This is a genomic window from Burkholderia sp. Ac-20365 (genome assembly GCF_017104715.1).
Lineage (GTDB): Bacteria > Pseudomonadota > Gammaproteobacteria > Burkholderiales > Burkholderiaceae > Paraburkholderia.
This window is the reverse complement of record NZ_JAAGPI010000001.1, coordinates 206,145-226,682: the sequence shown is the minus strand read 5'-3', so window position 1 is coordinate 226,682 and position 20,538 is coordinate 206,145. Positions and strand designations below refer to the sequence as shown.

At 60.6% G+C, this 20,538-nt stretch carries 20 protein-coding genes; 1 reads left to right on the top strand and 19 read right to left on the bottom strand.

All coding sequences use genetic code 11. The features are described from left to right. Positions 1 to 615 precede the first annotated feature (615 nt). The 18 genes from G3O01_RS00890 to G3O01_RS00805 all read right to left on the bottom strand — a co-directional run bounded on the left by G3O01_RS00890 (position 616) and on the right by G3O01_RS00805 (position 19,403). Entirely contained in the window at positions 616 to 1,278 is a 663-nt protein-coding gene (locus tag G3O01_RS00890) for a VOC family protein (protein WP_205802553.1), read from the bottom strand. Positions 1,279 to 1,443: 165 nt separating this feature from the next. After that, positions 1,444 to 2,583: an FUSC family protein gene (locus tag G3O01_RS00885; protein WP_205802552.1), complete on the bottom strand. Its 1,140-nt coding sequence runs from the start codon at positions 2,581 to 2,583 to the stop codon at positions 1,444 to 1,446. A gap of 806 nt (positions 2,584 to 3,389) precedes the next feature. Then, positions 3,390 to 4,538 carry a branched-chain amino acid ABC transporter substrate-binding protein gene (locus G3O01_RS00880; protein ID WP_205802551.1) on the bottom strand — a complete coding sequence of 383 codons (1,149 nt, stop codon included), beginning with the start codon at positions 4,536 to 4,538 and terminating at the stop codon, positions 3,390 to 3,392. A gap of 43 nt (positions 4,539 to 4,581) precedes the next feature. Further along, positions 4,582 to 4,992 carry a cupin domain-containing protein gene (locus tag G3O01_RS00875; protein ID WP_205802550.1) on the bottom strand — a complete coding sequence of 137 codons (411 nt, stop codon included), beginning with the start codon at positions 4,990 to 4,992 and terminating at the stop codon, positions 4,582 to 4,584. Positions 4,993 to 5,039: 47 nt separating this feature from the next. Then, complete coding sequence (locus G3O01_RS00870) at positions 5,040 to 6,074, bottom strand: GlxA family transcriptional regulator (protein ID WP_205803043.1); 1,035 nt, start codon at positions 6,072 to 6,074, stop codon at positions 5,040 to 5,042. A 60-nt stretch (positions 6,075 to 6,134) separates the two neighbouring features. Continuing rightward, on the bottom strand, positions 6,135 to 7,139 hold the full coding sequence (locus tag G3O01_RS00865) for a LysR substrate-binding domain-containing protein (RefSeq protein ID WP_205802549.1): 1,005 nt from the start codon (positions 7,137 to 7,139) through the stop codon (positions 6,135 to 6,137). A 199-nt stretch (positions 7,140 to 7,338) separates the two neighbouring features. Further along, positions 7,339 to 8,109, bottom strand: a complete 771-nt coding sequence (locus G3O01_RS00860; protein WP_205802548.1) for a pyrroline-5-carboxylate reductase — start codon at positions 8,107 to 8,109, stop codon at positions 7,339 to 7,341. A gap of 69 nt (positions 8,110 to 8,178) precedes the next feature. Next, on the bottom strand, positions 8,179 to 9,672 hold the full coding sequence (locus tag G3O01_RS00855) for an aldehyde dehydrogenase (protein ID WP_205802547.1): 1,494 nt from the start codon (positions 9,670 to 9,672) through the stop codon (positions 8,179 to 8,181). A gap of 17 nt (positions 9,673 to 9,689) precedes the next feature. Then, positions 9,690 to 11,021: an FAD-binding oxidoreductase gene (locus G3O01_RS00850; protein ID WP_205802546.1), complete on the bottom strand. Its 1,332-nt coding sequence runs from the start codon at positions 11,019 to 11,021 to the stop codon at positions 9,690 to 9,692. Positions 11,022 to 11,027: 6 nt separating this feature from the next. Beyond that, positions 11,028 to 11,915 carry a dihydrodipicolinate synthase family protein gene (locus G3O01_RS00845; protein ID WP_205802545.1) on the bottom strand — a complete coding sequence of 296 codons (888 nt, stop codon included), beginning with the start codon at positions 11,913 to 11,915 and terminating at the stop codon, positions 11,028 to 11,030. Between the two features lie 76 nt (positions 11,916 to 11,991). Next, positions 11,992 to 13,287 carry a serine hydroxymethyltransferase gene (gene glyA, locus G3O01_RS00840; protein ID WP_205802544.1) on the bottom strand — a complete coding sequence of 432 codons (1,296 nt, stop codon included), beginning with the start codon at positions 13,285 to 13,287 and terminating at the stop codon, positions 11,992 to 11,994. A gap of 81 nt (positions 13,288 to 13,368) precedes the next feature. Next, positions 13,369 to 14,250 (bottom strand): glycine betaine ABC transporter substrate-binding protein, encoded by an 882-nt coding sequence (locus G3O01_RS00835; protein WP_205802543.1) that lies wholly within the window; start codon positions 14,248 to 14,250, stop codon positions 13,369 to 13,371. A 98-nt stretch (positions 14,251 to 14,348) separates the two neighbouring features. Beyond that, the gene (locus G3O01_RS00830; protein ID WP_205802542.1) at positions 14,349 to 15,233 is read right to left on the bottom strand and encodes a proline/glycine betaine ABC transporter permease; all 885 of its coding nucleotides are present in this window, start codon (positions 15,231 to 15,233) and stop codon (positions 14,349 to 14,351) included. Further along, on the bottom strand, positions 15,230 to 16,519 hold the full coding sequence (locus G3O01_RS00825; RefSeq protein ID WP_205802541.1) for a glycine betaine/L-proline ABC transporter ATP-binding protein: 1,290 nt from the start codon (positions 16,517 to 16,519) through the stop codon (positions 15,230 to 15,232). The genes G3O01_RS00830 and G3O01_RS00825 overlap by 4 nt, the downstream gene beginning before the upstream one ends. Positions 16,520 to 17,009: 490 nt before the next feature. After that, the gene (locus G3O01_RS00820; protein WP_205802540.1) at positions 17,010 to 17,342 is read right to left on the bottom strand and encodes a hypothetical protein; all 333 of its coding nucleotides are present in this window, start codon (positions 17,340 to 17,342) and stop codon (positions 17,010 to 17,012) included. A gap of 20 nt (positions 17,343 to 17,362) precedes the next feature. Beyond that, positions 17,363 to 17,779: a hypothetical protein gene (locus G3O01_RS00815; protein WP_241023540.1), complete on the bottom strand. Its 417-nt coding sequence runs from the start codon at positions 17,777 to 17,779 to the stop codon at positions 17,363 to 17,365. Positions 17,780 to 17,895: 116 nt separating this feature from the next. After that, positions 17,896 to 18,366, bottom strand: a complete 471-nt coding sequence (locus G3O01_RS00810; RefSeq protein WP_205802539.1) for a phosphate-starvation-inducible PsiE family protein — start codon at positions 18,364 to 18,366, stop codon at positions 17,896 to 17,898. Positions 18,367 to 18,482: 116 nt separating this feature from the next. Continuing rightward, positions 18,483 to 19,403: a LysR family transcriptional regulator gene (locus tag G3O01_RS00805; protein WP_205802538.1), complete on the bottom strand. Its 921-nt coding sequence runs from the start codon at positions 19,401 to 19,403 to the stop codon at positions 18,483 to 18,485. A gap of 239 nt (positions 19,404 to 19,642) precedes the next feature. Between G3O01_RS00805 and G3O01_RS00800 the strand changes: the two genes are divergently transcribed. Continuing rightward, positions 19,643 to 19,966, top strand: coding sequence for a DUF4148 domain-containing protein (locus G3O01_RS00800; RefSeq protein WP_205802537.1), 324 nt, complete (start codon positions 19,643 to 19,645; stop codon positions 19,964 to 19,966). A gap of 97 nt (positions 19,967 to 20,063) precedes the next feature. On the opposite strand, the gene G3O01_RS00795 is transcribed toward G3O01_RS00800, so the two are convergent. Then, positions 20,064 to 20,369 carry a helix-turn-helix domain-containing protein gene (locus tag G3O01_RS00795; RefSeq protein WP_241023538.1) on the bottom strand — a complete coding sequence of 102 codons (306 nt, stop codon included), beginning with the start codon at positions 20,367 to 20,369 and terminating at the stop codon, positions 20,064 to 20,066. Between the last annotated feature and the right edge of the window lie 169 nt (positions 20,370 to 20,538).

The following is a 20,538-nucleotide window of genomic DNA, read 5'->3' as shown; positions in this document are numbered from 1 at the left end:
TCGGTGTCGTAGGAACGCTGACGTGTGAGGCACTACGACCTACACACAGTTTGCCACCTGGGCGGCATCAACCATTCGCAGCCGCTGGCTGCGCTACGGGTGATTGAAGCGGGTGAGGCGCCAATTCGGAGCGCTGGCAACGGGCATCAAACTGAGCGGTTGCCGGGTGAAGTGGAAGACCCGTTGGGGGCCCTCAGGCGGTGGTCAAGAACGGGCGGTGTTAGCCCGCTTTCTTTGCTTACTTTCTTTGCGGCGGCAAAGAAAGTAAGTGCCGCCCCGCACAGGGGCAACGTCTGAAGCACCGATAACAAAACGCGGATGCCAGCGAAAGCAAAAGCAAACCCAAACCCAAACCCAAAACCCAGATAGTTTTTCTATCCCACCCCAGCAGATCTTCTCATTTGCCGCACGGCATGCCAACACCGATAGTTGAGTCACCGAGACAAAAGCAAAACTCGGCACCCGTGGTCGCCTTCAGGGAATGGCTGCTCGCCGAGATCGGGTCGCGTTAGCGACTCGACGCGCGCCGGTATATGTACGACAAATCGCTGCGCGGAATATGTTCCGAATAGAACCGGGGTGCCGGCCGGTCATCAGCGTAGAACCCGTCAGCAACTATCCGCCCGCCTGCTCGCGCACGATGTATTCGGCGTACCAGTCGGGCCAGTTTTCATCATGCTGGCCGGTGGTTTTCTCGTGTTCGCCATGCGCGGCGGCGGCACGGCGCAGCGCGCCCGCGAGTTCTTTCGACGAAGCAAATGTCGTATCGCCTGGCTCGACTCTTCCGGGCAGCCGCGTCGTCACTTCCTGGAAAACCCAGCCGTTACCGTCGGGATCGCTGAACGCAGCGAACGACCCATAGCTGGCACGCACGGGATGCAGACCGCTCAATCGTCCGACTTCGCCGGCATGATGAAACACGCCGCCGACGTCATGGAAGATCTCGCTCACTTCAACGCCGCGTTCGATCAGTTCCGCGCGCGCCGCCTCGACGTCGGACACGATCAGATGGAGGCCTTGCACCGAGCCTGGCTTCTCCGTCGTGACGCCGTTGCCGAACAGAAGCGAGCATTGCGAGCCCGTTGGCGTGAAATGCACCACGCGAAACTGATCGTCCTTGACGATATCGACGTCGAGCCGCCAGCCAAGGCTCGAATAGAACTGCTTCGCGCGATCCACATCCGAAACGGGGATGACGACGACCTCCAGCCGCATGTCGACCGTTCTCGCTTTCCCGGTCGCCGGCGAAGCTTCGCTGCGCGTCTGTCCATTGCTCATGTCACGCTCCTCATGAATGGCCGATGCAGGGGCAAAAACAATCCAGCCGACTACCAAGGGGGAATCGTCGAAAGCAGTCTACCCGCCGGTTGCTCATGGGTCCAGGCAACGGACATGTGCAACTCGCGATCAAGATGGCGAGCGGCCACTGTGCGTGATGCTTCGTTACCTCGCCCGTTCATTCGCACGATTCTTCGCCCACACTGCACAGCCTGCCGTCACCAGGAGCAGCACGACAGCGAGCGCGACATTCCCTGCCGCGATGCCAATCAGCCGATGATAGGCAACCGCAACATCGTCGCTGAGCCACACGCGGTCATGAACGAACGTCAGGATCACGACCGCGCCGCATTGCGTGCCGACGTAGCTGATATCCGAATGCCCAAAGCGCAGATAGCACGACAGCCACACGAACACGCACACGGCCAGCAAACAGTAGACGATGCTCCCAGCCGTCAGCGGCAGCACGACGAGCACAATCGCGCAGCCCAATGCGCAACCCAGCAGCCGATGACACATCCGCTGAACGACACCATAGGGTGACCACGTGCCCTGTGCATCGACGGGGACCATCAGAACGACGAGCGCCGTCGTCATCGCCTGCGGAAAGCCCTCCACGGGATAACGCCACGCCAGATACGCGAGCACCGAAAGCGTGATTGTGCCGATCATCGTATGCGGCACCCGTCCAAGCGTGCGATCGGTCAATGCATGCGCGACGGAGGGACGCGCTTCATCGGGAGCGGGTTCGTGTGCATTCCGTAGCAGCATGACGGCTGCCCCGGCCAGCGTCACGCCCAGATAGGCGGTGGTGCCGATCAGTGCGTTGATCCACATGGCCTGTGCGACACCGCGCGTGTCTGCGTCGGGTGAAGCATGCGTGGTCGTTACGATGAAAATGGCGAGCGCGGTGGAAAGAATCCACATGTAGCCCGCCGAACGCTTCGTCGCCAGATAGAGTCCGCTTGCTGATAGCAGCGCCATCAAGACCACGAACTGCGCGACATCGTGTGCGGCGAAGCGCGACAGCAGCAAACCAATGACCGTACCGGCGAATGTGCCGATGATCTGCTGGACACCGAGATCGAGTGCGGCGCTAAACGCGAGGCCCGTTAGTGAGAACGCGCAGATTGCTGCCCACCAGGCTTCTGGTAAACCGAAGTAGCGGCTCGCGCATATGGCGATGATGGTTGCCAGCACTGCTTCCGTGCAACGGCGCAGGCGTGTGATGAATGTATGCCTGGAAAGGTCGGTCTTGAAGGCGGTGAGTGTGTTGCGCAGAGCGCGCAGGAATGTGGTGTACATGGGGTGGGTCCCGGTCGGGACGGAGGTTTTTGCATGGTACGACATTGGAAATGTTTTGGTTTTGGTTTTGGTTTTGGTTGGCTTCGCGGCTTGCCTTCGCGCTGGCATCCGCGATTTGTCTTGCCTGCTTCAGGCGTTGCCCCTGTGCGGGGCGGCACTTACTTTCTTTGCCGCCGCAAAGAAAGTAAGCAAAGAAAGCGGGCTAACACCGCCCGCTCTTGACCGCTGCCTGAGGGCCCCCAACAGTTCCTCCGCCTCAATCGGCGTTCTGCCTTTCACTGCCCGTTGCCAGCGCTTCGAACAGGCGCCTCACCCACTTCAATCACCCGTAGCGCAGCGAACGGCAGCGATTGGTTACGGCCGCCCAGGTGGCAAACTGTGTGTAGGTCGTAGTGCTCCACACGTCGGCGCTTCTACGACACCGATCGTGCTTTCGAGCCGTGACCTTGGTTTTCAGTCTGGAGTGGAGCGCGTACGGCGCGAAAGCCTACACACAGTTTGCCGCTATAGAACGTGGGCGATGCGATCGCGCGTGTGGCGACGTGGGAGTGTGGAGCGGGTGATGAGCCAATTCGAAGCGTTGGCAACGGGCAGTGAAAGGCAGGACGCCGTGTGAAGTGGAGGACCCGTTGGGGGCCCTCAGGCGGGAACGAGGGCTGGTGGTGTTAGCGGCTTTCTTTTGCCTACTTTTCTTTGCCGCGGCAAAGAAAAGTAGGTGCCGCCCCGCACAGGGGCGACGCTTGAAGTGGTAAGTCACATCGCGGATGCCAGCGAAAACCCAGGCAAACCAACCAAAACCAAAACCACTATTCAGCGCTAATCGTAGTCACAGGAACCCACTTCCCACCCTTAACCTGATAAAGCGTCGACGTCGGATGCTTAAGATCTCCATATTCATCAAACTCAATCTTCCCCGTAATCCCATCGTATCTGGTAGTACGCAGCACCGGCATAAAAACATCCGGCTTCGCCGAATTGGCCTGCTTCATCGCATTGATCGCCACCCACGCGCAGTCATACGCAAAAGGCGCATAAGTCAGCGTGTCCGCACCAAATCGCTTCTTGAACTTCTCGGCAAAAGCCTTGCCCTGAGGCAGCGACTCGACAGGGCGCCCATACTCCCATGCCATCGCGCCTTCGGCAGCACTACCCGCGACACTCAGGAAAATACTATCGGCAATCCCGCCGCTACCGACAAACTGCGCCCGCATGCCAAGCTGCCTCATGCGCTTCGTCAACAACGCCGCCTGATTGTTGAGCCCGGCAAAATACAGCAGATCGGCATTGGCCGCCTTGATACTCGTGAGTTGCGCGTTGAATTCGACGGCCTTGTCATTCGTGAATTCCGATGCCGCGATCTGACCGCCCGCCGCCTGCACCGCCTTCTTGAACTCGTCCGCTGCACCCTGGCCGAATGCAGTACGGTCATCCATCACTGCAATGCGCTTCGCCTTCGTGACGTTCACCGCATACTTCCCGGCATTGCCGGAGTTCTGCGCATCCGTGGCGATGATACGGAATACATTCTTCAAGCCTTGCCGCGTGATCGCCGGATTCGTTGCGGCCGGGTCGATCAGCGGTATGCCCGCCTTGGCGAAGATCGGCGACGAGGGTAACGCGACGCCCGAGTTGTAGTAGCCGACCACCGCCACCACGCCATCGTCGACCAGCTTTTGCGCGACCTGCACGCCAATGCGCGGATCGCCCTGATCGTCGACAGAATCGAGTTCGAACTGCACGTCCTGGCCACCCAGCTTGATATGCTGCGCGTTCGCCTCTTCAATCGCCAGACGCACGCCGTTCTCGATGTCCTTTCCGTTGGCCGCGCCATTGCCCGTCAGGGGCGCGGACACGCCTATCTTCACGACCTGCTGCGCACTGCAGACGTGACTCGCGAGCGTCAGCGCGACGGCAGTCAGCGCGAAGACGCAAAACCTGCGTGAAGTATTGAGCATCGTTTTACTCCTTGTTACCAGCGTGTCACGCGTTGCCGGGTTGTCAAACCGGTGCGCGAGAAACGATCGTCGAGCCAGTGTGAGCGACCACCAGCACCGTGCAGCCTTCCGCCGATGACGTGCTATGCCGCGAGCCCGCCGCGTAGCACACCGTGTTTCCCGGAAGGAAATCGGTGCCGTCTTCGTCGGTGAATACGCCGTCGAGGATCATGATGAGTTCCGTCGAATCATGCTGATGCTCGAACGAACGCGCGCCCGGCTGCAGGCGCATCCAGTAGCTGCTCCACGCGCCGCCTTCGTCGTCGGCGACGGGGATCCAGAAGAAGCCAGACAGCACCGTCTCGCCGATTTTCATCGGGCGCCAGTCGCGCTCGTCGATCGAATACCAGCGGCGCGCGCCTTTGACGTTCAGACCGAAGAGCACCATTTCATCAGTCAGTTGTGTTGCCGTCATGTCGTATCGTTCCTGTAGTCGTGTTGTGCGTGATCGCCGCGCGCGGTTCAGCTTTCGGCCATCACAGGCGAGTGGCTTTGCGGACGCGCCACGCGATAAGCCACGGGCGACTCGCCGAATTCCTTCCTGAACTCGCGGCCCAGGTGCGATGCATCGGAAAAGCCGCAAGACGTGGCGATATCGGCCACCGTGCGGTCCGAGCTCGTCAGCAGCCACGACGCCATGCGGATGCGAATCTGCCGCCCATACGCATGCGGCGACTTGCCCGTCTCGGCGGCAAACAGACGCTCCAGTTGCCTGACCGACATCTCCAGCCGACGCGCGAGTTCGGCGAGGCTCAACGGCTGGCCGATGTGCTGCTCCATCAGCAGGATCGCGCGCCGCACCTTCGGATGCGTGGCCGGTTCGAGTCCAGGCGGATGCGGCTGCGGCGCGTTGCCCTTTTGCGCGTCGTCGACCAGCATGATGCGCAGCGCCTTCTGCACGATCGTCGCTTCGACATGCCGCAGCAGAATCGCGGCCGCCACGTCGATCGACGCGCGTCCGCCAGAACACGTAATGCGTCGCCGGTCGATCACGAACAGGCGGTCTGCGACCAGCGTGCGTTCATCCACGCCCGGAAAGCGCTCGACAAAATCCCAATAGTGAAACCAGCTCACGCAGATGCGATAGCCTTCCATCACTTCGGCACGCATCAGCGCGAATACGCCCGTGCATATGCCGACCAGCGTCGCCGACGTTTTCGCGGCATGCTGGATGAACTGCAACGTGGCCTTGCTTGCCGACGGCCCCGAATGCAGCAGCCCGCCCACGACCACGACATAATCGAACTCGCCCGCCTGGTCGAAGGTCATCCACGGCGTGACCTGAATGCCGCAACTCGCCCGCACCGGCACGAGCGACTCGCCAACGATCGTCCACGAACAGCGCACGGGGCGGCTCATATCGCCTTCGTCGCTGGCCAGTCGGAGCAGATCGACGAAACCCGAAAACGCCGTCAACGTGAAGTTCGGCAACAGCACGATGCCAAAGCGCAATGGGCGCGCCGTTCCGGCCCTGTTGTGCATGACGTCGCTCAACATGGCGCTGCCTGCGTCGACGCTGTGGGACTCGTGGCCGCTCATGTCGTTTGCGCCAATACGCTATTTCGTCGCCGCTTCGGCTTCGACGCTGCGCCATTCGCCCATCATCGAGGCGACTTCTTCGCCGAGCCATTCACGGAACTGCAGATACTCGGGCCGCAGCTTCGCATTCTTGTGCGTGATCAGGTAGTGATGACGGTCGTTGAATTCGAGCGCATCCTGCACGGGCCGCAACAGCCGCCCCTGTTCGACCTGGCGATGCACGAGGTGATGCCAGCCGAGCAGCGTGCCTTCGCCGGCTTCCGCCTGCGCGACCAGCAGCCGGTAGTCGTTGCTCTCCAGATGATCGTTTTCGACCAGCCGGTCCGAGCCGTCGCCCTGCTGGAACCAGTTGCGCCATACGCGCCAGTCCACGTGCTCGCAAACCTGCGCGCGTCCCAGCAGCGACAGGTTCAAGGTCGGATGCGACAGCAGATCCAGCGGCTTTAGCTGTCTCGCGTGGAAATGCCGCTCATGAAACGACGGACTGCACACGGGATACACCACGTCATGAAAGAGCGGCTCGATCTCGTACTCCGGCTGGCGCGGCGGATTCTTCGTGATGATGATGTCGGGTTCCATGAGCTCGTCCAGCTCCATGAAATGCTCGGTGACCATCACATGCAAACGGATGTCCGGAAAGCGCTTGCGAAAGGCCGGCAGCCGGAGCGACAGCCACAGCGCCGAGAACGTATGCGACACGCAGATCGTCAGCGCATGCCGGTCGGTGCGGCGCACGGCTTCGGCCGCTTCGGCGATGTTCATGATCGACAGATAGGACGCGTTGTACAGAATGCGCCCCGCGTCGGTCAGCGCGATATGTCTGCCCGTGCGCTCGAACAGCGCGACTTCCAGCGAATCTTCCAGTTCCTTGATCTGGCGGCTGATCGCAGCCTGGGTGACGCACAGCACCTCGGCGGCCTGCGTGAAGCTTTCGTAGCGGGCGGCCGTGACGAAGCAGCGCAACGCGCGCAAAGATGGCATCTGCGCGAGCAGCCGGTCGGCGAACAACTGTTTCTTTTGCATGGCTTTCACCTGTGAAGCGGATGCGCAATGCGGCCGCGATGCGTCGGGTTCTTGTTGCCCGCGCTAAAAATAGTGTGCGATTCTTCCCGGCAACTGGCAATGGCGGGCAACCCGGGTGCGCTGACGCCTTCTTTACCGCTGTGCTGCATCTGATGATTATCCGCCGCCGGTGCTCGCATTGTGCCTTCGACGCCGCTCGTCACGCGCGTCCGCTGATTCGCCGCAGCACGCCGTCGAGCGCGTCGCTGTAACACGCGTAAGCGCCGCGGCGCGAAAGCTCGGCGTGCACCTGTTCATTGATGCCGCCCGGTGTCATGGAGTGCTGCACCATCGCTGCGAACGGCGCGTCGGTGCGTGTCGTGTCGTGAGCGAGGCCCACACAGTAGCCGGACAAAAATGCACGCGCGTCGGCATAGTCGAGCCCTTGTTGCACAAGCCACGATGCCTGCGTTTCGAGTACCGCGTAGAAGCTCGCCATCGTCGCCGTCACGGCCGATAGCGCATCGAACTTGTCTTCACTGTCCACTTCGACGGCTTTGCCCAGCGGCGCGAAAATCGCGCGGGCGACCTCGTCGGCGGGACAGATTGCCGTGCTGCCCTTACCCTCCGCCACGGCGGGCAGCGGCACGGCACGCGCAATCTTGCCGCCCGTACGAACAAGGCCGCGCAACTGTTCCAGCGAAACGCCCGCCATGAAGCTGATCACATGATGACGCGCGTCGAAATCGAGTTCGCGCAATACTTCCGACGCGATCTGCGGCACCACCGCAAGACACACGACGTCCGAATGCTGAAGCACTTCCTGATTGCTCGAGCAGACGTGAATACGCCCGTCACGCGCGGCCAGTTCAGCGGCCGTTTTCGCGTTGCGAGGCGACAGCGATATCTGGTCGAACGGCACGCCGAATTTCAGCATGCCCGTCACGACTGCCTGTGTGATCGTGCCCGTTCCGATGAATCCTAGTCGCATGGTGTTCCGCGTTGAGTTGTGGAAAAACCCGGCCTGAGCGGCCGGGTTGGCGTTGCACATTCAACCAGTCTAGTCGAGCTTCAACCAGGTGGTCTTCAGCTCGCAGTACTGGTCGTGCGCGTAAACCGATTTGTCGCGTCCGCCGAAGCCCGATTGCTTGAACCCGCCGAACGGCGTCGACAGGTCGCCCTCGCCGAAGCAGTTCACCGTAACGGTGCCCGCGCGAATCCGCGCCGCGACCTTGTGCGCGTTGTTCACGTTGTCGGTCCACAGCGAAGCCGCGAGGCCATAGCAGGTGTCGTTGGCGATCCGCACGGCTTCATCCACGTCCGCATATTCGACGAAGCACACCACGGGGCCGAACACTTCGTCGCGCGCGATGCTCATTTCCGGCGTCACGTTATCGAAGATGGTCGGCTCGACGAACCAGCCGCCCGACTCCGCGCGCGTCGCCTTGCCGCCGCACACGAGGCGTGCCCCTTCCGCCTTCGCCTTTTCGATGTGCGCGAGCACCTTTTCAAAGTGCTTCTGCTCGATCAGCGAACCGAGCTTGACGTCGGGGTCGAGCGGATCGCCCGTCTTCCAGCCTTCGAGTACCGCCAGTACTTTTTCGAGCAGGCTTGCTTTCAGAGAAGCAGGCACCAGGATTCGCGAGCCCGCGCTACAGTTCTCGCCCATGTTCCAGAATGCAGCGGCAACGGCCTGCTCGGCAACGGCATCGAGATTCGCAACGTCCGGCAACACGACTTGCGGATTCTTGCCGCCGCATTCGAGCACCACGCGCTTCAGGTTGGTGTCCGCCGAGTAATGCAAGAACCGTTTGCCCGTTTCCGTCGAGCCGGTGAACGCCACGAGATCGACATCGGCGTGGCGGCCCAACGCCTGCCCCGCGCTTTCGCCGAAGCCCGTCACCACGCTGAACACACCGGCCGGCACGCCCGCTTCCTGCGCGAGATCGGCGATACGCAGCGTCGATAGCGAGGTCTGTTCGGCCGGCTTCACGATCACGCTATTGCCGACCGACAGCGCCGGTCCGATTTTCCACGCAAGCATCAGCGCCGGAAAATTCCACGGCAGCACCGCGCCGACAACGCCAATCGGCTCGCGCGTAATCATGCTGACGACACTCGCGCCCGACGGCGACAGCGCGTCGTAACGCTTGTCGGTCACTTCCGCATGCCAGCGGATGCACGCCGCCGACTCGGGGATGTCCAGTCCCATGCATTCGCTGATCGGCTTGCCGGCTTCGAGTGCTTCGAGCAGCGCCAGTTCGTCGGCGTTCTCGTCGATCAGTTGCGCGAGGCGCAGCAGCACCGCCTTGCGCTGCGCAGGCGCGGCCTTCGACCACACGCCCGATTCGAACGCGTCTCGCGCCGCCGTCACAGCGCGATCGATATCTTTCGCATCGCACTTGGCGATATCGGCGAGTACTTTGCCTGTCGAAGGATTGAGCGTCGCGAAGGTCTCATTCGACGCCGCGTTTGCGCGTTCACCCGCGATAAAGGCTCTGCCGTCGAGCGACAAGGCGTCCGCTTTCTGCTTCCATTCCTGATACGTCGTCATGTCCTGTCCTCACAGATTTAAAGCTCGGCTCCCGCCGAAAATTCCTTGACCCAGATGGCCGCCGACACGGCGACATCGGCAATTGGCCGCACGGGCAGCGAACGCGGATGCGGCTGGTTCAGAAGCTGGCGCACGAGATCGCTTGACTGACCAAGCGCGTATTCGGCAATCAGCTTGCCGGACGCCGAACCGCGGCTAAGACCCAGACCATTGCATCCGACCGCTTCGAACACGCCATCGGCCCTGCGCCCGAAAAGCGCGCCGTTATTCGCCGACAGGCACAGCGGACCGCCCCACGTGTATTCGAGTTCGACGTCCTTCAGCATCGGAAAGCGCCGGTCGAAGGAGCGTTGATGCAGACTCTTCGCTTTTGCCAGATCGGCTTGCGATACTTCGAGGTTCGGCCGGAACGCGAAGTGATTGCGCACGCAGATGCGGTCGGTAGCCAGACGGCGCACGGTCGAGCCCATCGGGTCGGCGGGAATCAGCGACCATGAACGCGTGCCGCCCAACCGTTTGACTTCGTCAGGGTTCATCACGCGCGTCATCGATGCGAACGTGTACACGGGCAACAATCCGTTCGGATGACCGCCGAACGTCGCAGCGTACGCATTCGTGCAGAGAATCACGCGCTTCGCGACGATCTTGCCGTCCGCGAAAGTCAGCACCTTCGTTAGCCCTTCGTCCTCGATACGCTTGACTGCGCTGAGTTCGAAAACCTGCACATTGGCGGGCAAGGACGCAGCAAGACCGCGCATCAAAGCCGCGGGCTGCACCGTGCTGCATCCGGGCGTGAACAGCGCGCCTTCATAGAAGTCCGTGCCCGTGACCTTCGTAATAGCGGCTTTGTCCAGCCATTCGAAGGCTTCGTCGATGCGCTCCAGCCCTTCGGCAAAATGCGCGAGCGCCGCGTGTCCCTTGCGATTCACCGACGCATGAAATTTCCCGTCGTCGCGCCAGTCACACTCGATCTTGTGCGCCTTCACCGCCGAGCGCACATAGTCGATACCGTGACGCTGGAAGCGCACATCCGCCTTGTCCGCTTCCACGCTGCGCGAATAGCTCTCGCTGCTGATGTCGTGCGGCAGATCGACGAAAAAGCCGGAATTGCGCCCAGCCGTCGTGCGCCCGATGCGATCCGCCTCGACAAGCGCAATCGACGCATCGGGTGCAAGCTCGGCAAGCCGCCGGGCCGCGCACAAGCCCGTAATGCCGCCACCGACCACGACCCAGTCATAGCGGCGTTCCGACGACACCGCGACGGCAGGCTTGGGCGGCGGCAGGCTTTCCCACCATCCGTTGACGCCGTCGGGAGCGGGAAACCGCGCGAATTCCAGTTTCGAGGCCATGCAGATTTACTGAGCGTTGCGCAACAATGGGCGAACGAGCTTTGCAAACGTGCTGCGTTCTTCTTCATCGAGCGTGCCGAGCGGCGCGCGTGCCGCACCGACGGGCGTGCCCGCCAGTTCGCAGCCGTATCGAACGTACTGGATGAACTTGCCGCTGCGCTCCAGCAGCTCGAGCACGGGCAGCAATTGCGCCATCAACTGTCGGCCGGTCGTGAAATCGCCTTGCTTTACGCAGGCATCGAACAGCGCGGTATGTGCTTCCGGCAGGAAATTGGACGCGCCGCCCACCCAGCTCTTTGCGCCCCACACGAAGAATTCGAGTGCCTGATCGTCCATGCCGCAGCTCAGCACCAGACGGTCCTTGAAGTGCGTGGCGAGGTGATGCAGATGCGAAATGTCGCCGGTGCTTTCCTTCATCGCGATGAAGTTGGAGCGTTCGAGCAGTTTCGACAGCACGTCGTCGCCGATTGCCGTGCCGGTGCGCGCCGGGAAGTTGTACAGCATCACGGGCATGTCGAGCGCGTCGTCCACCTTCAGCAGATGGGCCAGCAGTTCTTCCTGCGTCGGCTGCGCGTAATACGGCGCGGCGAGCAGCAGCGCGTTGAGGCCCGCACGCTTCGCTTCCTGACCGAGGCGGATCACCTCTTTCGTCGTCGTGGCGTTGATGCCCGCCGTCAGATACGACTTGCCGCCCGCTGCTTCGGCGACAGTGTTGAAGGTCTCCACGCGCTCGTCGAAACTCAGCGCGTAGTATTCGCCCGTCGTGCCGCCAATGCCGAGGCCGGAAACGCGGCCCGCGAGATTCGCGGCGTGCTTGCCGAGCAGAACGTGATCGATCTCGCCATCGGCCTTGAACGGGGTGACGAGCGGTGTGTGGACTCCCTCGAAGCTCATGTCGGTTCTCTCTTGAGTAATTGCACTTGCGGCGCGCGAAACTGCGTGCCGCGGTCGGTTGAATCAGCGGCGTCGCTTAGACAAGCGCTTCCGCATGCGAATAGATCGGGAACTGGTTGCACAGGTCCCGCACGCGGCTGCGTACGGCGCGTTCCACCTGTTCATCGCCGCTGGGCTCCCGTTCCAGTGAAGTCAGCACTTCCAGAATCATCTGGCCGATCTGCTCGAACTGCGCAGTGCCGAAGCCGCGTGTCGTACCTGCCGGCGTGCCGAGGCGAATGCCGGACGTGACCGTCGGGTTTTCCGTATCGAACGGGATGCCGTTCTTGTTGCAGGTGATACCCGCGCGCTCCAGTGCTTTCTCCGTCTGCGTTCCCGTCAGACCTTTCGAGCGCAGATCGACCAGCAGCAGATGGTTGTCCGTTCCGCCCGTCACGAGGTTCACGCCGCCCGACTTGAGCACATTGCCGAGCGCCTGCGCGTTGCGCAGCACCTGATCAATATACGCCGTGAATTCAGGGCGCAGTGCTTCGCCGAACGCAACCGCCTTGCCCGCGATCACATGCATCAGCGGGCCGCCCTGCAAGCCGGGAAACACAGCCGAATTGATCTTCTTCGCGATGTCGCCGTTGTTGGTGAGGATGAAGCCGCCGCGCGGCCCGCGCAGCGTTTTGTGCGTCGTCGACGTCACGACGTCTGCGTATTGAACCGGGTTCTCGTGCCGGCCTGCCGCGACGATGCCGGCGATGTGCGCCATATCGACCATCAGCAGCGCGCCCACGCTATCGGCGATATCGCGGAACGCGGCGAAGTCCAGCGCACGCGGATACGCCGAATAGCCCGCGATAATCAGCTTCGGCCGATGCTCTTCGGCAAGACGGCGCACCTGGTCATAGTCGATGCGATACGTGTCCGGGCTCACGCCATATTGCACTGCGTTGAACCACTTGCCGGACAGCGCGGGGCGCGCGCCGTGCGTCAGATGCCCGCCCGCATCGAGCGACATGCCCATCACCGTTTCGCCTGGCTTGACCAGCGCGAGCATGACCGCGCCATTCGCCTGTGCACCCGAATGCGGCTGCACGTTGGCGAATTCCGCTTCGAACAGCGCTTTCACGCGATCGATGGCGAGCGCCTCGACGCGATCCACATGTTCGCAGCCGCCGTAATACCGCTTCGACGGATAACCTTCCGCGTACTTGTTGGTCAGCACCGTGCCTTGTGCTTCCATCACGGCCGCTGAGACTATGTTTTCGGAAGCGATCAATTCGATCTGCGTTTGCTGGCGGCGCAATTCCAGCGCAATCTCCGATGCGATGACAGGGTCGCGGCTCTGGAGCGTTTCTGCAAAAAAGCGCGAGTTCTCGTTCACGTGGTTACTCCGGGAAAATTCGTGAAGCATGTAGTGCAAGACGGCACAAACCAGTTGATGCGATGCGCAATGCTGTAAGGCTTACTGCTGCAGCCAGGCCTTCAGCTTTTCCGGGTGTGCATCGACGAATTTCTTGGCAGCCGTCGCGTAGTCGTTCGTACTGTTGCCTTCAAATTCGATCGCTTCGACGTCGGCGAGCGTCAGCTTGAAGTGCTTGAAGAACACGTCAGCACGGGGAAATTTGGTAGCGAACTGCTTCGATGCGAATGCGTGCACCTGTTCCTCGCCGCCGAGCGTGCCCTTCGGATCTTTCAGGTAGCGCATCTGCCACTTCTGGAACAGCCAGTGCGGGCTCCACACCGTCGCGACAATCCACTGCTTCGACTGATAGGCACGCGACACGCCAGCCAGCATGCCCGCCTCGCTCGACGATTGCAGGTTGTAGCCGTTCAGGTCATAAGCCTTGATGGCCTTCTCTGAAGCCTGCATCAGACCGCCGCCAGGTTCGATACCCTGAATCGTGCCGTTCAGCTTGCTCTTCACATCCGGCTTTTCGAGGTCGGAAATCGTCGCGACCTGCGACTCGGGAATATAGGCAGGCACCGCCCAACCGTTCTTGCCGCCCGTGTAGATCACGCCGACATCGTCCATGTCGTTCTTGTACTTCGCGTAGTAGGCGCCGTGCGTGACGGGCAGCCATCCGCCCACCATGATGTCGAGGTCGCCGCGCGCAACGCCCTGGTACTGGATGCCGATATCCGCCTGCACGAACTGCACGGGCTGCTTGAGGCTCGTTTCGAGCGCGTACTTGGCCACGTTGGCGACAGCGAGAACGTCTGCCCAGTTGGTGACTGCCATCTTGATCGGCTCGGCGGCGAGTGCGTGGCCCGCGCCGACGCTCATCGCCACGACTGTCGAGACAGTCAGTTTCGCAACCAGCGACTTGAACAGATTGGTCTTCATACAGTACTCCTACGCGATTATGAAAGTTTTCGAAAATGGACAAACATAGCGGTGTGGTGTGTTTCTGCTTTACTACGAGATGCCGATGCAGCCAGTATTCAGGTGCGCGCTGCTGCGCTCGCGCCCGGCTTTGCGGTCCGCACGCTGCTGCGTTTCGTCTTCTTTGCCTTTACGCCGAAGCTTTCCGTGAGACGGTCCAGCACGATCGCAAGCAGCACGACGCCCAATCCGCCCTCGAAGCCAATCCCGATGTCGAGGCGCTGGATGCCGCTCAACACGTATTCGCCGAGACCGCCTGCGCCGATCATCGACGCAACCACGACCATCGACAGCGCCATCATGATGGTCTGATTCACGCCCGCCATGATCGAAGGCAGCGCATTGGGCAACTGGATCTTCCACAACAGTTGCGAATCCGTGCTGCCGAACGAGCGCCCTGCTTCCAGCAATTCTTCGCGCACCTGGCGAATGCCGAGCGTGGTGAGACGCACGACGGGCGGCATCGAAAACACGATGGTCGCAATCACGGCGGGCACGCGGCCCAGCCCGAACAGAATGACAGCAGGGATCAGATAGACGAAGGCGGGCATCGTCTGCATGAAGTCGAGCAGCGAGCGCAGCACCACTTCGACGCGCCGGTTTCGCGCGCCCCAGATGCCCAATGGCACGCCGATCACGAGACTGAACACGGTTGCCGCCACCACCAGCGCGAGCGTCGAAACGGTCTGCGCCCAGAGGCCCATGTAGTGAATGGCAAGCAATGCAATGCCGACGAAGATGGAGAACACGACACCGCGCCGCCACAGCGCAAAGGCGACGAGAAATACGAGCATGGCGGCGAACGGAACGGCAGCAAGCCCGTCTTCCAGCAGCTTGATAACAGCACCCAACGCAGCGGAGAAAGCGTCGAAGCCGCCGCGGAAATGCTGAAACAGAAAATTGACCGCGTTTTCCGCAAACTTCCCGATGACTGACGAGTTCATGCTGCTCTCCGTTCCATGACCTGCTTGAGAATCGTCCGGCATGACACGACGCCTGCGAGCTTGCCGGCGGTGTCGGTGACGGGTACGTCGTGTTCCTGGTTCAACGCGATCGTCGCGAGCTGATGCAGATCCGCATCCAGCGATACGGCATTCATGTCCTTCACGAAGGCGTCGCGAATCGGATGGGCGCCAGACTTATGCAGCGAAGCGGGCGTGACGCAGCCTTGATACCGGCCGGCTTCGTCGCAGACGTAGCCGCATTCGACGCCACTATCGATCAGCTGATTCAGGTAGCGTTCGGACGGCGCGGCGACATCGCAGGAAATCAGACCGCGATCGACGCTCGTCATCAGGCTCGACGCTTTCAGGAAACGCGACACGTCGACATTGCGGAAGAAGTCGCGCACATAGGCATCGGCGGGCGACTGGATCAGTTCGGCGGGCGTGCCGACCTGAATCAGACAACCGTCTTTCATGATGCCGATACGGCCGCCAATCTTGATCGCTTCTTCGATATCGTGCGAAATGAACACGATGGTGCGTTGCTCTTCTTTCTGAAGGCGCAGCAGTTCGTTTTGCATTTCAAAGCGGATCAGCGGATCGAGCGCGGAGAACGCTTCGTCCATCAGCAGCACGGAAGGGTTCACCGCGAGCGCGCGGGCAAGACCAACCCGTTGCTGCATGCCGCCAGACAATTCGCCCGGCAGCAGCTTTTCATACGAACCGAGGCCGACCCGCGTCAACGCAGCGCGTGCGATCTCGTAGCGTTGCGCTTTCTTCAGACCCGACACTTCCAGTCCATACGCGATGTTGTCGATCACCGTGCGGTTCGGCAGCAACGCGAACGACTGGAACACCATCGCCATCTTCTTGCGGCGCACCTCACGCAGTTCGAGCGTCGACATGGGCGCGATGTCGCGGTCTTCGAGTATCACCTGGCCCGAGGTCGGCTCGATCAGCCGGTTGAGCAGGCGCACGAGCGTCGATTTGCCGGAACCGGACAGGCCCATGACGACGAAAATCTCGCCGGCCTTGACGCTGAGGCTCACGTTATTCACGGCAACCATGTTGCCCGTCTGTTCGAAGATCTCGTTGCGGCCGAGACCTTGCCGGACCAGCTCGGCAGCACGCTCGGGCTTGGGGCCGAAGATCTTCGACAGGTTCTTGACCGTAAGAATGTCGGTCCCGGAGATCGCGACAGACTTCGCCGCTGCGGAGAAGTCTTCCGCTCCGATCGCGCCCGGATGGATCACGCTGTCCGGCGCAAATGTCAGGTTTGGGGTCATTCGGTCATCCCAACTGGCAAGTTCAAGAAATTGGCGTCGCGTGTCGCGTATGTCCCGCGTGTGTCGTTGCGTGGCATCACTCGACTGCGAACCCGCGGTTCGTTCGCGCAAAATGTCGCTTGTCTTCCTGTTTGCAGAAGATTTGTGCGTCACATCCGGCGAACATCGGGCTTAATGCATGAGTTGCAGCGTATCAAGCCAATTTGCTTCAACCAGCTACATTTTCTACGCGCTTTTCCATACCTCTGGTAATGCAAGGTATTGGGGCAATGGGTGTGAGCGTGTGCTTTCGTCGTGCGGATGATGCGCGGTTCGAGGCGGGGCGGGGGTTTGCGGGCGATTGACGGGTTGTGCGTCGGGGGATTTGGGGGTTGCGGGACGGCGCGCCTTTGGCTGCCTCGTAGGGAATGTACCAGGGCAGCAGCTATATATATGGCAATTCGCCCCGTGCGACGTCACCCACGGGGGCTTGTGCCGCGCGCCTGGAGGCCTAGAACGCCGCGGGAACCGCGCCAGCCGGATGAAAGTCCCGCTCGAATTTCTCGCTCTGATAGCGTTCAAAAGCCTGACGGTCGCCTTCCAGTACACAACCGCATGCGGTCGGCCCTTCGTAGACAAACACATCGCCGTTCCCGATCTTCACAATGCGGCCAGGTGTCAGGCTATTCAATTCATGTGCTTTCAGATTACCAAGCGGTACAGTTTTAAAGCCTGCATTGGACAGCAGTGCTTCCGTTGCATGTGCCTCGTCTCCGACACTCGTACACGCGGCAAGGAGTGACGCAGCGATCAACAAGGCAGCGAGTCCGATCGTATTCTTCATGGCGAATTCCTTTCGAACTGCTACCGCATTTGCCAACCGCCTTGCTCGACATCACGCGCCGCGTGATCCTCGGCACAGTAAAACGAGATCGACACGGCCGCCATCGTCTTGACCACGACTTCCACCAGCGACAGATAGAAGAACGTGCGCGACAACGTGTACAACTCGGGCAGCGTCGCGCCAGTCACGACGATACTCACTACGCAGCAGAACGCGCACGCGGCAAGCGCTGCGAACGAGCCGCACAGCGCGGCCAATGCAATGCCCGCGATAACCAGCTTGACGAACACGATGATCGCAACATGGAGCTTGCCCATCGGATAGAGCAGATCCCAGCGCGTTTCAAGAAGCGACCACAACAGCATCGCGACGATGGATGCCCTGCAAGCAATACCCGGCGATGGCGTTATCCGGCTGTCGTGGGGTTCAGCACGCATGGCCACCTCCTTCGATACATGGCGAGTGAATCAATCTCACCGAGTATCCATGGATGGCTTTGCGCGCTCTCTCAGGTTCGTTCGGGAAATTGTCGATATGAACGGCGACGCTTGTCTCAGAACACCCTGGTTCTGTCCGCGGGCTCCGCGCGCCGCAGTTCCTCGCGCCCTTCGTCGTCGCGCGCAGGATAGCGATGCTGGCCAAACCGCAGGATGTACACGCTGATCGCGAGCACGGCTATTCCTAGCGTCGTGAACAGAACATGCTGATCGGCGGTATCGCCGGCACGCAGGATCAGATCCCGCGCAAGCGACGCCATCGCAATGTAAAGCGGGAAGCGAACCGGCATTTGACCGAGACGCAGATAACGCGCGTCCATCGCCAGTACTTCCAGATAAAGGAACATCAGCAGCAGGTCCGTGAGCGAAACCTGACCGGCCATCAGCACGCGCCACGCTTCGATCGCCATCGCGTATGCAGTCGCCAGGCCGATAAGTATCAGGCCCGCCAGTTCGACCACATTGATAAAGCGATCGAATCGGCGCCGGATGTTCTCCGTCATATTCTGTTCGGGACAATTCTTCATATCGACAACCTGGACGTCTCAGCATGCAATGAGAGAGAGGTTATCGTGTCGAATACGTATGAATGGCGTACAAACCGGCTGTTTCGCGTGCAGCACAGCAGCACAGCAGCACAGCACTACGCTAGCGATCCCTGTGCGACAGGCAGATTCGGCAGTTGCTCGCGCAAGAACTGAATCCACGTCTTCAGCTTGATATTGAATGAATGTCGCGGCGGATAGATCGCGAAGTACTGCACCTGTTGCGTGCTGTACGCGGGTAGCAGATGAACGAGCTTTCCCGTCCGAAGATGCGGCAATGCATCGGCAATCGGCAAAATGCCCACACCCATCCCGCGACATAACGCCACTGCCATTGCATCGGCCAGATTGACGGAGAATACGATCCGTCCCGGTACCGCCGATTCCTCGCCGTCCGGCCCGTCGAACAGCCATTCGCCGTGTGCGGCAAGCGGCGAGCGCAATTCGAGGCACGCATGCTGTGATAGTTGATTGAGCGAAGTCAGCAAGCCACGCCGCTCGACATACTCCCGCGAAGCGCACAGGATGCTATGCGCACTGCCCACGCGTTGCGACAACAAACCGCAGTCGCCGAGTTCCGTACCCTGTACGATCGATACGTCGTACCCTTCTTCGATCAGATCCGGCATTCGCTGACCGAGTGTCAGATCGATCTGTACATCGGGAAATCGCTCGCGGTAACGCGAGATAACGGGCACCACGCAGTGCTGCCCGAAGCTCGTGACGGAGTGAATCTTCAATCTTCCAGATGGGTGCGGCGCACCGTCTTCCGCTTCGGACTCAGCCTCATCGACGCTGGCAAGAATATGCTCGCATTGCTGCAGATAGCGCTGGCCTGCTTCAGTTGGTGAAATACGGCGGGTCGTGCGATCCAGCAAGCGCGTGCCAAGGCGCGATTCAAGATCGCTCACCGCTCTCGATGCGTGCGCGACTGTCGCCCCGATATCGCGTGCAGCCGCCGTAAAGCTGCCTGTTTCGATCACGCGCATGAACATGCGCATGTTGTTGAAAGTGTCCATCGTGAAGCTCTTCAATGTTCATCTGCACTGGATTCTTGCATGAAGAACTCACGTTATTGCACGGTATTCCAGCAATATTGCTTTGTCCGATAGCCTGTAATCCGCTGATTCCGCAACGTTTGGGAAAGCAGACTTTGCAGTAATCGTATTTATCCCTGCGTGCCGGGTTCCTAGACTGATCACCAAGGTCGCGAACAAACGTTTCTCGGCCTGACTGACCCAGACACGAGGTATGAATCATGAAGACTTTGATCAAGGCTGCTGCGCTGGTCGCAGCAATGGCAATGCCGCTGGTTTCGTTCGCACAAACCGCTCAGCCCGTCACGCGTGCACAGGTGAAAGCGGAACTGGTGCAACTGGAGAAGGCAGGCTACCGTCCCACCGATTTCAGCGACACCAACTACCCGGATAACATCCTCGCCGCCGAGGCCAAAGTTGCCGCGCAAAACCAGAAGGCACAAGACGGCGGATACGGACCGTCTACTGCCGGTGTTTCGCAGTCGGGCCATCGTTCAACGGACGCTTTTGCGCTGTCGTCGAGTCCCGTCTATGACCATCACTGAGACCGTATTGCCGGTTGCTCCGCCTTCGTGACGGATCAACCGGCATTGGCGAACCACACTCCTTCTGCAGTCCACTTTCTCCCCGCCCGCATCGCAATCACTGCGACTGCTTCGCAACGACAAACCCAAACAGTTCCTCGCTCAACAGCGCGCCTTCTTCGGATAGCGCTGCATAGCCGCGTCCGTCTTCGAACACTTCAAACTGAAGCAGCCCGGCCGACCTGAGATCGGTCAATGCCCTGCGCAACGTGCTCATCGGCAGCGCGCTGCGCTTTGACAACTTCGCCAGGGACCACGGTTGTTCCCGCGCTTCGTTGAAGGCGATCCACAACTGTTCGAGCACATCGACAAACACCGGATCGAATTCGACGCTTGCCGGCACGGTTTCGGTTTCGTTTTCCATTTTCATCACCATCACAGTTCGTCACGATGGCGCGATTGTAGTCACGAACACCCACTGTGCTCTTTATCCGATGCACTGCGTCGCACAGAAGAACCGAGCGTGCATTTATGAAAACAGGCGCTATATCAGGCGTTTTCTCCGCAAAATCAACCTGAAAACAGGCGCTTTT